Annotated in this window: 7 protein-coding genes; 3 read left to right on the top strand and 4 right to left on the bottom strand. The window is 63.0% G+C overall.

What is annotated here, in order from left to right:
* Window positions 1-61 precede the first annotated feature (61 nt).
* Window positions 62-1,774 (top strand): ShlB/FhaC/HecB family hemolysin secretion/activation protein, encoded by a 1,713-nt coding sequence (locus REH34_RS20940; RefSeq protein WP_311969050.1) that lies wholly within the window; start codon window positions 62-64, stop codon window positions 1,772-1,774.
* A 32-nt stretch (window positions 1,775-1,806) separates the two neighbouring features.
* On the top strand, window positions 1,807-6,369 hold the full coding sequence (locus REH34_RS20935) for a hemagglutinin repeat-containing protein (RefSeq protein WP_311969049.1): 4,563 nt from the start codon (window positions 1,807-1,809) through the stop codon (window positions 6,367-6,369).
* A gap of 139 nt (window positions 6,370-6,508) precedes the next feature.
* On the opposite strand, the gene REH34_RS20930 is transcribed toward REH34_RS20935, so the two are convergent.
* A complete protein-coding gene (locus tag REH34_RS20930) occupies window positions 6,509-6,820 on the bottom strand; it encodes a YqfO family protein (protein WP_226503174.1) in 312 nt (103 codons plus the stop codon).
* 3 nt (window positions 6,821-6,823) lie between these two features.
* Complete coding sequence (gene purL, locus REH34_RS20925; RefSeq protein ID WP_311969048.1) at window positions 6,824-10,723, bottom strand: phosphoribosylformylglycinamidine synthase; 3,900 nt, start codon at window positions 10,721-10,723, stop codon at window positions 6,824-6,826.
* 279 nt (window positions 10,724-11,002) lie between these two features.
* Here purL and mltF point away from each other — a divergent pair, with 279 nt between their 5' ends.
* Window positions 11,003-12,463 carry a membrane-bound lytic murein transglycosylase MltF gene (gene mltF, locus REH34_RS20920; RefSeq protein WP_226503172.1) on the top strand — a complete coding sequence of 487 codons (1,461 nt, stop codon included), beginning with the start codon at window positions 11,003-11,005 and terminating at the stop codon, window positions 12,461-12,463.
* Window positions 12,464-12,474: 11 nt separating this feature from the next.
* Here mltF and tadA read toward each other — a convergent pair whose 3' ends face one another.
* Entirely contained in the window at window positions 12,475-12,957 is a 483-nt protein-coding gene (tadA, locus tag REH34_RS20915; protein WP_226503171.1) for a tRNA adenosine(34) deaminase TadA, read from the bottom strand.
* Window positions 12,957-14,342, bottom strand: a complete 1,386-nt coding sequence (locus REH34_RS20910; RefSeq protein WP_311969047.1) for a multicopper oxidase family protein — start codon at window positions 14,340-14,342, stop codon at window positions 12,957-12,959. Before REH34_RS20910 ends, tadA begins: the two co-directional genes overlap by 1 nt.
* Between the last annotated feature and the right edge of the window lie 52 nt (window positions 14,343-14,394).

The following is a 14,394-nucleotide window of genomic DNA, read 5'->3' as shown; positions in this document are numbered from 1 at the left end:
TCGGGTAAGGCACATGACCGCCACGCTTCTACAGCGCTCTGTAAGGCTCCGTGCAGGGGTCATGACCGCCCTGGCCCTCGTCCTGCTATTCAGCCCGGAAGTGGCCGCACAGTCATTGATCGACGCTCAGAGCGTGGTGCGCCAGCGCGAACAGCTCGAACTCGGTCAGCGTTTACGCAGCATGAGGCGCCCGCCACCCCTCCTGGGGCCCGCCTCGGTGGCGCCGCCAAATCAGGCCGCCATCCCCTTCTCCTTCAGCCAACGCTGCTGGTGGGTCGACGGCATACGCCTGACCGGCAATCGCCTGATCGCCCAGGCAGACATCACCCAGGCTATCGCACCGCACCTTTCAGCGTGCATCGATACCGAACAGATCAACCGCCTGCTCGCCGCCATCACGGCCTTGTATGTCGACAAAGGCTATATCGCCAGCCGCCCCCAGTTGGCGTTGCCCCCCGCCGATAGAGAGCCACTGCGCCTCGACATCACCGAAGGCTTCGTCGAGTCGATCGAGGTCAGCGACCAAAGCCTGCCCCTGTCACTGCGCAGCGCCTTCAATGGCATGCTCGGGCAACCGCTGCAGCTACGAAACCTGGAGCGCGGGCTGGAACAACTCAATCGACTGCAGGCGTTCGACCTCACCGCCGACGTCGAACCCGGCGATGCTATCGGCGCCAGCCGTATCGTCATCCGCCCCCTCAGCCGCCCCTCGCGCTGGAGCCTCAACGCCAACTTCAACAACGCCGGCAAAGCCAATACCGGCCGGCATCAAGCACAACTGACGGTTAGCCTGGACAGCCCGTTGCACCTTAACGATTTCATCTACCTCAGCGCCGGCCAGACGTTCGCCCATGCTCCAGCCTTGAGTCGCATCCTGGGTGTTTACTACGCCATACCGTTCGAGGCCTGGAGCTTCAACCTGAGTGCCAACGGGTCCGAATACCAGATGCCGGTGGTCGGACTGGCGGGTACCAGACTCAGCCACGGCAGCAATACCGCCCTGGGCATGGGGCTTGAACGCAGCCTGTGGCGGGATCAGCAACGGTTGCTGAGCGCCACCGTGCGGATCGACCGCAAGCGCACCGACGCGTGGATCGGCGAACAATTGCTGGAGCCGCAAAGTCCGCGACTGCTGAATGCCGAAGCGGGCTTGAATCTGCTATGGACCCAGCAAGGCATCTGGACCGCCTACCTGGGCGTCAGCCGCGGACTGAGCGACTGGCGCAGCGATGCCCAGCACCGCGACGTGATACGCAAATCAGGCGGCAACCCCAGCGCGCTACCCGACTCGCCACGCGGGCAATTCACCAAATGGCGCATATCGCTGGGCTACCTGACGCAGCGCCCCTGGGCCGGCCAGCAGTGGCAATGGCGCAGTCAACTGGCCGCGCAATACAGCCGCGACCCGCTCCCCCCCGCCGAGCAGCAGGTGCTCACCGAGCAGTACGCCGTGCGCGGCCTGCAGGACCTGTCGCTGGCAGCCAGCAACGCCGCCAGCTGGAACAACACCCTGATCCTCAAACACGGACTTGGCGCCGGCTGGTCCCTCGAACCACAGCTAGGGCTGGACGTCGGCTGGCGGCGCCTCGATCCCTTGCAGCGTGCTATCCGCGATCCGTTTGCGTCGGTAGCGCGCATGGCCGCCGCCAGCGCCGGCATCGCGCTGGTCAACCGCCATACCCGCTTGAACCTTGGCTATCAGCACGCACTGTACCTGCCCGGCGCATCCCGGCCACCGGGGTTCTGGCGCCTGGAGCTGGCGCTGAAACTGTGATCTCCCTACCTACAATAACTAGAGAAACGCCAATGATCCCCCTGCCGCTTCCCCTGTTCCGCCTGCGTCACGATCCCCTGCGCTGGATCATCGCCAGCCTGCTGCTGGCCCCGGCGCTGGCCAGCGCACAAGACGGTATCCAGCCGGCGCCCGGCCCCAACGGCGCAATCGCCGGGGTGGATCCCAATGGATCCGCCACCGTGATCACCCCAGTGGCGCCCAACGCCAATGGCGACTCGGTCAACTTCTTCGAGCTCTACAACGTCGCCAGGGAGGGCGTGGTCATCAACAATTCCCTCAGCGCCGGGGAGTCGCAGCTTGCCGGCTACCTGGCGGCGAACCCGCAGTATCAAGGGCGCGCCGCCGATATGATCTTCAACTATGTCATTGGCCAGGAACAGTCACGCATCCTCGGCACCCAGGAGATTTTCGGCCAGGCCGCCGACTATGTGCTTGCCAACCCCAATGGCATCTACGTCAACGGCGGGGGATTCATCAATGCGCCGCGCGCCTCGTTTCTGGTCGGGCGACCGGACATCGACGGCACCGGCGTCGTCTACCTCGACAGCCTGCGCGGTGACGGCCTGCTGGAAGTGGGCCCCAAAGGCCTGCAGAACCCTCAGGGCAGCATCAGCCTGATTGCGCCACGCATCGAGACCACCGGAGATCTGACCAACCAGGGCCAGCTGGACATCATTGCCGGCAACAACCGCCTTCGCTATGACGATGGCGAAATCGTCGAGACCGCCCAGCGCAGCCAGGCCGAGCAACGTTACGACGCCAGCCTGTTCGGTGCCATGCGTGCCGGGCGCATTCGTATCGTCAGCACCGCGCAGGGCGCCGGCGTGCGGCTTGCCTCACCGCTGATCGAGGCTGGCGACGGCGTGCAGGTGCATTCGGCCGGTGAGCTGCATCTCAGCGGGGACAGACGCGACGCCAATCACATAAAACTCACCCGCCTCGATTCAGGCGCCGGCCGCCTGGACCTGCGCAGTGAGGGCGATATGCACCTGAGCGCGCTTGATGCCTCAGGGAGCCACATCAACGTGCGCACCCGCAAGAACCTCTATCTGGACGCGGCGACCCGCGAGACCATTGCCAAGGACAACGAAAACTGGAAAAACAAAGCCTGGTTCGTGACCACCGAAACCTATCACCGCGATCGCACCACGACCGAGACCCAGCAGCTCGGCAGCCTGTTCGCCGCCGCCGCAGACATGAAGGTGGAGGTCGGCGAAAACGCTATCGTGCGCGGTGCTTTCGTGCGGGCTAACGGCCACTTGGAGGTCAGAACCGGCGGTGATCTGCAGATCGAGGCGGCGATAGATCGCAAGCACGTGGATGAACGAAGCGCCCACCGCAAGCACCTATGGCGCCAAGACACTCGCCGAGAGACGATCGAGGAAACCGCCGAGCAAAGCATGCTGCTCGGTGGCGATATCGACCTGCAAAGCGGCGGCAAACTGCGCATCGGCGGCAGCTCGCTCGAAAGCCGCACCGACATGACGATCAAGGCCCGCAGCGTCGATGTCGACACCGTCGCCTTGAAGGACAGCAAGAGCGACAAGCGCTATCGAGGCGACTTGGTGTCCGGGCATTTTTTCGGTGATACCGGCAAGGATGGCGACCAGCGCGTGACCCACCAAGGCAGCACGGTGGAGGCCGGCGGCAAGCTGATCATCGACACGGATCGGCTGGCCGTGCGCGGCAGTCAGGTCAAGGGCAGCGAGGACGCGCTGTTGATCAGCAAGCAGGACGGGGTGTTCATCGAGAGTGTCGAGAACATTCGCAAGGTCGAGACCAGCAAGGACAACAGCAAGGTGTTCGGCCTGTTCAAGGACGACCGTCGTCATGAGCGCGAAGAAACGCTCAACAAGAGTAGTGAAGTGCGCGCCGAGAGCAATCTCCAGGTCGTGGCGTCCCAGGATATCGTCGTCAAGGGTTCAACGCTGATCGCGGACGGCAAAGTGACGATCGAAGCCGGGGGTGATGTGAAAATCGAGCCGGTCAAGGATCGAGTCGTCGAGAAGAACACCCGCACGACTCACGGATACGTCGCGTCGGCGGGTGAGACCAAGGTCGCCGAAGACGGCAAGCCGGGGAGCAAGCAGTTCGCCGGGCAAGTCGGCTGGGAAAAGAACACCGACAGCATTCATACCGTTGACGAGAGGGTGCAGGGCAGCGCGCTTGAGGGCAATAGCCTGACACTCAAGGCCGGCGACGAGGTAGTGGTCGACTCGTCCAGACTCAAGACGCGTGATGGGGATGCCGAGATTAACGGCAAGGCGGTGAAACTCCTCAGCACCGATGCCGAACACAGCAGCGAACAGGAGCGGACGGTTTCCGGCGGCTATGTACGCGTCGAGGGCGGAATCGATCGTGTCGGCAGCGCTTCGGTAGGCAAATACGAACATGAGCGCGTCACCAAGAACAGTACTCAGGCAGCAGCCACCGAGCTGGACATCAATGGCACTGCACGGATCATTGCCGACAACGGCACAGGCCTGGTGCAAAAGCACGGCGCCAGGATCAACGTCAAAGGCATCTATGAAGAGCACGCTGGCACGGTCGACAACCAGGCGGTGTACGACACGACCCGCGAAACCACCGACAAGGTCACCCTCGAAGGCAAGGCAGGCCTGAGCATCGAGTACAAGGACATCACTCGCCCGATAGAAAAGGCCGTCAATGGCGAAGAACAGACCCGCCTGCAACAGAACGGCGTCGAAGACGCCATGGACCCACCGAGCCTGGGCATCGACATCGCCGCCGGTTACCAGAAGCGCAAGGCCGAAGAATCCACCAAAACCGCGCGCGGCACCCAGATCAAGGCCGACGTGATCGACCTGCACGTGCCGGGTACCGTCACGGATGTGGCCACCCAGTATGAAGCCCGCAAGATCCAAATGATCGCCCAGGAACACCAGATGCTCGCGGCCGCCAACCTGCAGCAAAAGACCCTGGATCGCTGGAATGTCGAGGTCGCCGCACGAGTCGATACCGTCACCGGTAGCGATATCAACGCCAAACTCCTGGGTGTCGGTGACTCGATGAACAACGCCTCCACCCAGCAAGTCGCGGTGCCGGGCAGCCTGACCGGCCGGCAAGGCATCACCATCCAGCTGGGCACCAATGGGATCTACGAGGGCACGCGGATCAACGGCGGTTCGGGCGATGTTTCGATCGTCAGCGGCGGCACACTTTCGGCCCCTCAGGCCAACGACCGGCAGAGCGTCGACGAGCAATCCCTGGGCGGCTTCGGTCAGCTGAAAGCCAGCACGACGCCGGGCGCCAGCAAAGCGGCGAGCCTGCTGAGCAAGCTTGATGGCAAGGAAAGCCACACTCAGGACGCTCAGGCTCGGATCACGCAGATCGACACGACCGGCAAGGTACGCCTGAAAAGCGAGGATGACCTGCGCCTCGAAGGGACACGCATTGGCAGCGCGCAGCAGCCAGCGGCCAGCATCGATCTGCAAGCGAATGGCCGGGTGCAGGTTTTGCCCAGCACCGACACCCATGAAGCCAAAGGCTCAGGCATGGGCGGCGCGCTGCAAATCACCGCTTCCGGCAATCCGACTGCAGGCGGCAAAGGTGGCGGCCTCGGGGGTGCGTTCACTACAGCGCGGGTCGACGAACAGGCGCAGACTTCGCACAACGCCGAGTTCCAAGGTCGCGACGGCGTCACTTTCGCCAGTGCCGCCAAGGCGGACGACGCAGTGCACCTGCAGGGCCTGCAAGCCACCACCAAGGCTCTGCAGGTTGATGCCAGCAACGGCGGCGTGCTGATCGAGTCAGCGCAGTCCACTGACCATCGCGACAATATCGACATGGCCGTTGGCGCTGGCGCCAACAGCAAAAGCAACCCCGCTGCCCCGAGTGCCGATACTTCAGGCCTCTACGGCCGAGTAAAGCTGGGGCTGGAGCAACTGGATAGCACCACCCACAGCAACGCTCGGCTGAAGGCCGACTCACTGATGATCAATAGCGCTGACGACACACGACTGGCCGGCGCCAACCTGGAGGCGGGGAATATCACCGGCGCCGTCGGCGGCGACCTGCACGTCGAAACACGCCAGGACCAGGTCGACGGCCTGGCAGTGAATGTCGACCTGAAACTCAGCCGGGAGAAGAACCCCCAAGGGCTGGTCAACGGCGCCACCTCGCTGGCCGGGCCTTTTGGTGCCAAGGTGCAGGAAGCCGCTGGCAAGCGGCTGTCGAAAATCGACCCGAACATAACTCCTTCGGTCGGCATCGATGTCGTGGAGCAGCATCGCAATACCGCACTCCGGGCCACCGCATTGACGGCGACCCGGAACATCGATCTGCAGGTGCAAGGCAACACCACACTGACGGGTGCGAGCCTGACTGCGAGCAATGTCGAGTTGGGTGATGGTGCAGTGAAGAAGACCGACCTCAGCGGTCAGGACTATCGGGCAGAAGCCGGCATCAACGGTTCGAATGCACCGCTGGATCTGGTGAAGGGGTTGAAGGATTCATTTGGCAAGGACACCGAGAACGGGGTCAATCTTGGCCTGGTTCGAGGGGGTGGGCATAGCGAGACGCAGCAGCTCAAAGCGACTGTACAGCAGCGTTAGTGCAGTTATCGCGGTAGCCGGCCCGGCCACTTCGCCAGCAAGCTGTGCTCCCACAGGCATACGACTCAAGGTCTCTGCACTGTGAGAGCAAGGCTCGCCCGCGAAGGCGCCAGTAGCCATGGAACAGGATTACCGGGTGTCAAAAACTTTCGAGCCGCCACACCTCATAGGCCGGCGTCTCGTAGGGATGGGCGGCCTTGAGCGCGGTGACGACGTCGGCAATCATGCCTTCATCGACCACCAGCTCGACCTTCCACTCCACGAGTTTTTCGACGATGCCGCTTTGGCCAATGAACGGCTGGCTGCCGTCCAGTGGCCGGAACTGGCCCTCCCCCAGCACCTGCCAGCAACACTGGTCATAGGCACCGAGGCGTCCCCCGCCAGCCGTGAAGACCGCCTGTTTGACGGCCTCCAGATGGCTGGGCGGGACGAAAAAGGCCAGCTTGTACACGCCTTAGTTCACCCACACGCGAGCATTGCGGAACATGCGCATCCAGGCGGCATCTTCGTTCCAGTCCTCAGGCTTCCACGAGTTCTGCACGCCTCGGAATACCCGCTCCGGGTGCGGCATCATGATGGTCACACGGCCGTCACGGCTGGTCAGACCGGTGATCCCGCGCGGCGAACCGTTCGGGTTGGCCGGGTAGGTCTCGGTGACCTTGCCGTGGTTGTCGACGAAGCGCAGTGCCACGCAACCCGACAAGTCCGCTTGCAGCAGCGCGTCCTGGCTGGCGAACTCGGCATGGCCTTCACCGTGAGCGATGGCGATCGGCATGCGCGAACCGGCCATGCCCTGCAGGAAGATCGAGTTCGACTCCTGAACCTGAACCATGGCCACCCGCGCCTCGAACTGCTCGGAACGGTTGCGCACGAAGTGCGGCCAGAACTCCGACCCCGGAATCAGCTCGTGCAGGTTGGACATCATCTGGCAACCGTTGCACACACCAAGGGTGAAGCTGTCGGTGCGCTCGAAGAACTGCTGGAACGCATCACGAGCACGAGCGTTGAACAGCGCCGACTTGGCCCAGCCTTCACCGGCACCCAACACGTCGCCGTAGGAGAAGCCGCCGCAAGCGACCAGGCCCTTGTACTCGTTGAGATCGACACAACCGGCGAGGATATCGCTCATGTGCACGTCGATGGCGTTGAAACCGGCACGGTCGAAGGCCGCAGCCATTTCGACCTGGCCATTGACGCCCTGCTCCCGAAGCACGGCCACCTGCGGGCGCACACCTTTCTTGATGTACGGCGCGCTGATGTTGTCGTTGACATCGAAGCCCAGCTTGGCGCTCAGGCCCGGGTTGTCTTCTTCCAACAGGGCATCGAATTCCTGCTCGGCGCAGGTGACGTTGTCACGCAGGCGCTGGACCTGATAGCTGGTTTCGGCCCACTGCCGCTGCAGCAGACGACGCTCGCCGCTGAAGACGGTTTCGCCGTAGAAGCTGATCCGCACTTCGCCGTTGTTGACCGGCTGGCCGATCACCGCGACGCAATCCCCCCCCAGACCCGCCGCACTGAACTGCGCGAGAATGTCCGGGGTGGCATCCTGGCGAACCTGGATCACGGCACCCAGCTCTTCGTTGAAGAGGATGGCAGGGATTTCCGCAGCGTTGTGGGCCAGGGTATCGAGGTGCAGATTGAGGCCGCAGTGACCGGCGAAGGCCATTTCGACCACGCTGGTCAGCAAGCCGCCGTCGGAACGGTCGTGGTAGGCCAGCAGGTGACCGTCGGCATTCAGGCCCTGGATCACGGCGAAGAAGGCCTTGAGGTCTTCTGCGTCATCGACGTCCGGCGCCTGGGCACCGAGCTTGCCGTGGGTCTGGGCGAGGATCGAGGCGCCCATGCGGTTCTGGCCGCGACCGAGGTCGATCAACACCAGATCGGTCTCGCCCTTGTCCATGCGCAGTTGCGGTGTCAGGGTCTTGCGGATATCGGTGACCGGCGCGAAGCCGGTGATGATCAGCGACATCGGCGAGGTGACGCTCTTCTCGACGCCCTCATCGCTCCAGCGGGTTTTCATGGACATGGAGTCCTTGCCCACTGGAATGGTGATGCCCAACTCAGGGCACAACTCCATGCCGACCGCTTTTACCGCGTCGTACAGACGAGCGTCTTCGCCCGGATGACCGGCAGCGGACATCCAGTTGGCAGACAGTTTGATATCGGAAATCTTGCCGATCGCCGAGGCGGCGATGTTGGTCAGGGTTTCGCCAATCGCCATGCGCCCGGAGGCCGGAGCATCCAGCAGTGCCAGCGGCGTACGCTCGCCCATGGCCATGGCTTCACCGGTATAGACGTCGAAGCTGGTGGCGGTCACGGCGACGTCGGCCACCGGAACCTGCCAAGGACCGACCATCTGATCACGGGCCACCAGGCCGGTGATCGAGCGGTCGCCGATGGTGATCAGGAAGCTCTTGCTGGCCACGGCCGGGTGATGCAGCACGCGGGTCACCGAGTCGGCGAGATCCAGGGTGCTCGGATCGAAATCGTCGCCCAACTCAGCTTCGCGCACGGCACTGCGGTGCATGCGTGGCGCCTTGCCCAGCAGTACTTCCAGCGGCATGTCCACGGCGTTGTTGCCGAAGTGGCTGTCGGTAACGGTCAGCTGCGGCTCGGCTGTGGCTTCGCCGACTACTGCAAACGGGCAGCGCTCACGCTCGCAAATGGCCTGGAAGCGTTCGAAGTCGGCCGCGTCGACGGCCATGACGTAACGTTCCTGGGATTCGTTGCTCCAGATTTCCAGCGGCGCCATGCCTGGCTCGTCGTTCGGCACATTACGCAGCTCGAAACGACCGCCACGGCCGCCGTCGTTGACCAGTTCCGGGAAGGCGTTGGACAGACCGCCCGCGCCGACGTCGTGGATGAAGCTGATCGGGTTCTTGTCGCCCAACTGCCAGCAGCGGTCGATGACCTCTTGGCAGCGGCGTTCCATTTCCGGGTTTTCGCGCTGTACCGAGGCGAAGTCCAGATCCGCCGAGCTGGCACCTGTGGCCATCGACGAGGCAGCGCCGCCGCCCAGGCCGATTAGCATGGCCGGGCCACCGAGCACGATCAGCTTGGAGCCGACGGTGATCTCGCCTTTTTGCACGTGTTCGGCGCGGATGTTGCCCATGCCGCCAGCCAACATGATCGGCTTGTGGTAACCACGGACTTCTTCACCGTGGGGGGTGTTGATGGTCTGCTCGAACGTACGGAAATAGCCCGTCAGCGCCGGGCGACCGAATTCGTTGTTGAACGCGGCGCCGCCCAGCGGGCCGTCGAGCATGATGTCCAGCGCGGTGACGATGCGCTCGGGCTTGCCGTAGGCCTTTTCCCAAGGTTGTTCGAAACCCGGGATATTCAAGTTGGACACAGTGAAGCCGGTGAGACCAGCCTTGGGCTTGGCACCACGACCGGTCGCGCCCTCGTCGCGAATCTCGCCACCGGAACCGGTGGACGCGCCGGGGAACGGGGCGATCGCGGTCGGGTGGTTGTGGGTCTCGACCTTCATCAGGATGTGCACCGGCTCCTGCACCGCGCCGTACTGGCGGGTGTCAGGGTTCGGGAAGAAACGCCCGGCAACGTTGCCGACGATCACCGAAGCGTTGTCCTTGTAGGCCGACAGCACGCCTTCGCTGTGCATCACGTAGGTGTTCTTGATCATGCCAAACAGGCTTTTTTCCTGGCTCTGGCCGTCGATATCCCAACTGGCGTTGAAGATCTTGTGACGGCAGTGCTCGGAGTTGGCCTGGGCGAACATCATCAATTCGATGTCGTGGGGGTTGCGCCCCAGTCCTACAAAGCTGGTGACCAGATAGTCGATTTCGTCTTCGGCCAGGGCCAGGCCCAGCGAAACGTTGGCGGCTTCGAGCGCGGCGCGGCCACCACCGAGCACATCGATGGCGGTCAGCGGCTTGGGCTCGGCGTGGCTGAACAGGCCGGCGGCCTCTTCAAGCTTGCCCAGCACGATCTGGGTCATGCGGTCGTGCAGCACGTCCGCCACCAGCTGTGCCTGAGCGGCATCGAACTCGCCGGCGACATAGAAGGCAATACCGCGTTCAAGCCGCGAGACGTTGCTCAACCCGCAGTTGTGGGCGATATCGCTGGCCTTGCTCGACCAAGGCGAAATGGTACCGAAGCGCGGCATGACCAGGAACAGGCGCCCGGCAGGCTCCTGCACCGGCACGCTCGGGCCGTATTTGAGCAGACGAGCCAGGACGTGCTGTTGCTCGTCGGTCAATTCGCCAGTGACTTCAGCGAAGTGGGCAAATTCAGCATACAGGCCAGTAACAGCAGGGACTTTCTGGCTCAGTTGCTCGAGTAATTTACCGTGGCGAAAGGCAGAAAGGGCAGGAGCGCCGCGCAGGATCAACATCTTCGGGACAGCCTCGAGAAGGGGTGTGCTTTGAGGCCGTGCATTCTAGCCTAAACCGTTGCTCACGGCACCCGAAACGGTGTCGCAGTACCAATCCGCGTGTCGGCCCCTGTGGGAGCGGGCTCTGCCCGCGAGCTTTTATGCCTCAGAAGCTTGGCGGGCAGAGCCCGCTCCCACAGTTGTAGCATCAGGGGCTCACACTACTGAGCACCCCGCATAGCAGACCATCCCCATTCTGTCGAGATATGGCGACGGACGCGCTTTGCGTATACTGCACCGATGTTTGCCCAGAGAGTTTCACGCTCGCGCTGCGCCAGATGGCTCGGCGTACTCGGTATCTTCCTGGCGCTCAATGGCTGCGTGGATAAAACCACCACACTGGAGCGCATCAAGGAGGATGGAGTCCTGCGCGTTGTCACCCGCAACAGCCCGGCAACGTACTTCCAGGATCGAAATGGTGAAACCGGTTTCGAGTACGAACTGGTCAAGCATTTCGCCGACGATCTGGGCGTAAAGCTGCAAATCGAGACCGCCGACAACCTCGACGATCTGTTCGGACGCCTCGGCAAACCCGGAGCTCCAGTGCTGGCCGCTGCGGGTCTGGTCAGCACACCGACGCGCGACAAGCAGGTACGCTTCACCCACCCTTATCTTGAAGTCACCCCGCAGATCATCTACCGCAACGGCCAATCGCGGCCGACCGAAGCGGCCGATCTGGTGGGCAAGAAGATCATGGTACTCAAGGGCAGCAGTCACGCCGAACAGCTCGCCGAGCTGAAGAAGCAATATCCTGAAATACAATATGAAGAGTCCGACGCCGTCGAAGTGGTCGACTTGCTGCGGATGGTCGACGAGGGCCAGATCGACCTGACCCTGGTCGACTCCAACGAAGTGGCCATGAACCAGGTGTACTTCCCCAACGTGCGTGTCGCCTTCGACCTCGGCGATGCCCGTCAGCAACGCTGGGCCGTGGCGGCAGGCGAAGACAACAGCCTGCTGGACGAGCTCAACCGCTACATCGACAACGTCGACAAGAACGGCACGCTGCAGCGCCTCAAGGATCGCTACTACGGCCATGTCGACGTACTTGGTTATGTCGGCGCCACCACTTTCGCTCAACACCTGCAGCAACGTCTGCCAAAATTCGAGAAGCAGTTCCGCACTTCGGCCAAGACTGAAGAGGTGGACTGGCGCCTGCTCGCCGCCATCGGCTATCAGGAATCCATGTGGCAGGCGGACGTCACCTCCAAGACCGGCGTGCGCGGCCTGATGATGCTGACCCAGAGCACCGCCCAGGCCATGGGCGTGTCCAACCGGCTCGACCCCAAGCAGAGCATTATCGGCGGCGCCAAGTACTTCGCCTATGTGCGCGACCAGCTCGATGACAGCATCCTTGAGCCCGACCGTACCTGGTTCGCCCTCGCCTCCTACAACATCGGCTCGGCGCATCTTGACGACGCGCGCAAGCTGGCGCAGAACGAAGGCCTGGACCCCAACAAGTGGCTGGACGTCAAGAAGATGCTGCCGCGCCTGGCGCAGAAGCAGTGGTACAGCAAGACGCGCTACGGCTACGCCCGCGGCGGCGAGCCGGTGCACTTCGTGGCCAACATCCGCCGCTATTACGACATCCTCACCTGGGTGACGCAGCCACAGCTGGAAGGCAGCCAGGTGGCGGATGGCAATCTGCATGTGCCGGGGATCGACAAGACCAAGGCACCGGAGCAGACGCCGCCGCTCTGATTGGCCAGCGCCTAGAGTTTCGCGCGACGGGCCTTGAAGAACTCACTCAAAATCGCCCCACACTCCTGCGCCAACACCCCCCCCTCAACCACCACCCGATGGTTCAGAAAGCCTTGGCTGAAGAACTGCCCCTGGCTCTGCACGATCCCCGCCTTGGGCTCGAGCGCGCCGTACACCACTCGCGCGATTCGTGAATGCACGATCAATCCGGCGCACATGCTGCAAGGTTCCAGCGTGACGTAAAGTGTACTGCCCGGCAGCCGGTAGTTCTGCACCGACTGGGCGGCGTTGCGGATGGCGACCATCTCGGCATGGGCGCTGGGATCGCTGCCACTGATGGGGCAGTTGAAACCACGGCCTACGATTTCGCCGTTCTGCACCAGTACTGCCCCCACGGGCACCTCACCCAGCGCTGCGCCCTGGGCGGCCAAGGCCAACGCCTCGAGCATGAAATCCCGGTCGCGGCTGCGGTCGACGATCAATGGCTGACGCATCAGGCCACCTCGATCGCGGCCATGAGGCCGGTTTCCATGTGGTCGATCACATGGCAGTGAAACATCCAGGTCCCCGGGTTATCCGCCACCAATGCCACTTGGGCGCGCTCGTTGCGACCCAGCAGGTAGGTATCGGTGAAGTACGGAACGACTTCATGGCGATTGGATGCGATCACCTTGAAACTCATACCGTGCAGGTGGATGGGATGCTGGTACTGGGTCATGTTCTTCAATTCGAGGATGTAGCTGTTGCCTTTGACCAAGCGCGCGATGGGGCGATCGGCGCAGGTCTTGTCGGTGATATCCCAGGCCTGGCCATTGATCTGCCAGAGGCTGGGCGGGCGACCATTATCGGTGTCTACCGAGACGGAGCCAACCCATTCGAAGTTGAAGTTGATTTTTTCGGCGTTGTTCAGGTCCGGCTCGGCCACCGGATTGGCAGGCAGCGCAGGCGGCCAGTCGCGAGTGGTTGCCGAGTGCTCGACCGGTGCGACCACCCGAAACGTGCCCAGCCGCACCGGGCCATCGCGCAGGGCGATCACCTCGCCGGCCGCCGGCGCGCGAATGGCCAGATCGATGCGCATGCCGGGGCCGAGCCAATACTCCTTGTCCAGATCGCGTGGTTCTATCGGGTTGCCGTCCAGCGCGTAGATCCGCGCCTCGAACTGGCCTCTGAGATTGATCCTGTACGTGGCGGTGTTATCCAGATTGAGCAGGCGGACCCGCACCACCTCGCCCGCCGGCAAGTCGACGACGCCCAGATGCACGCCGTTGACGCTGGACAGGCGTCCCAGCGTGCCATTGCGAGCCGCTTCGCGGGCAATACTGAAAGGCAGGAAGGCCCCCTGCTCGTCCACGTGCCAGTTCTTCAGGCTTACCGTACGCTCGTGAGCGAAACCTGTAGGTTCGCGCTCTTCTATGATCAACGGCCCCACCAACCCGCGCCCCAGTTCTTCGCTGCTGGCAACATGGGGGTGGTACCAATAGCTGCCAGCATCCGGCACGCGGAAGCGATAGTCGAAGAATTCGCCCGGTTTGACCGGTAACTGGGAGACATAAGGCACCCCGTCCATTTCCAGCGGCAAGCGGATGCCGTGCCAATGGATGGTGGTTTCGACCGGCAGCCGATTGATGAATCGCACCCGCAGCCAGTCGCCCTGCCTCGCGCGCAGTTCAGTGCCCGGCGCACTCGGCCCGAACGCCCAAGCCTGGGTGGTATGCCCCGGTACCAACTCGACGTCCAGCGGTGCGGCAATCAGCTGATAGTCGTGCCCGACCTCAGGATCGGAACGCCCCAGCCAATAACGCCCCAGCCCGCCCGCAGTCACCCCGACCACAGCAAGGCCGGCCACGCCCGTGAGAATTTGGCGGCGGGTAACAGACATGAGCGGATATTCCTGATGGCGACGACATGGCGCCCCGGATGGGCATAAAGGG

Origin of the sequence: Pseudomonas baltica (assembly GCF_031880315.1) — a bacterium.
In the GTDB taxonomy this organism is placed as follows: Bacteria; Pseudomonadota; Gammaproteobacteria; order Pseudomonadales; family Pseudomonadaceae; genus Aquipseudomonas.
This window is presented reverse-complemented; position numbering and strand designations above follow the sequence as displayed.

Bases quoted from the DNA above. Each gene is read 5' to 3' on its own strand.
- REH34_RS20940 (WP_311969050.1), top strand. From the start codon at position 62: ATGACCGCCCTGGCCCTCGTCCTGCTATTCAGCCCGGAAGTGGCCGCA.
- purL (WP_311969048.1), bottom strand. From the start codon at position 10,723: ATGTTGATCCTGCGCGGCGCTCCTGCCCTTTCTGCCTTTCGCCACGGT.
- REH34_RS20910 (WP_311969047.1), bottom strand. From the start codon at position 14,342: ATGTCTGTTACCCGCCGCCAAATTCTCACGGGCGTGGCCGGCCTTGCT.
- tadA (WP_226503171.1), bottom strand. From the start codon at position 12,957: ATGCGTCAGCCATTGATCGTCGACCGCAGCCGCGACCGGGATTTCATG.
- REH34_RS20935 (WP_311969049.1), top strand. From the start codon at position 1,807: ATGATCCCCCTGCCGCTTCCCCTGTTCCGCCTGCGTCACGATCCCCTG.
- mltF (WP_226503172.1), top strand. From the start codon at position 11,003: ATGTTTGCCCAGAGAGTTTCACGCTCGCGCTGCGCCAGATGGCTCGGC.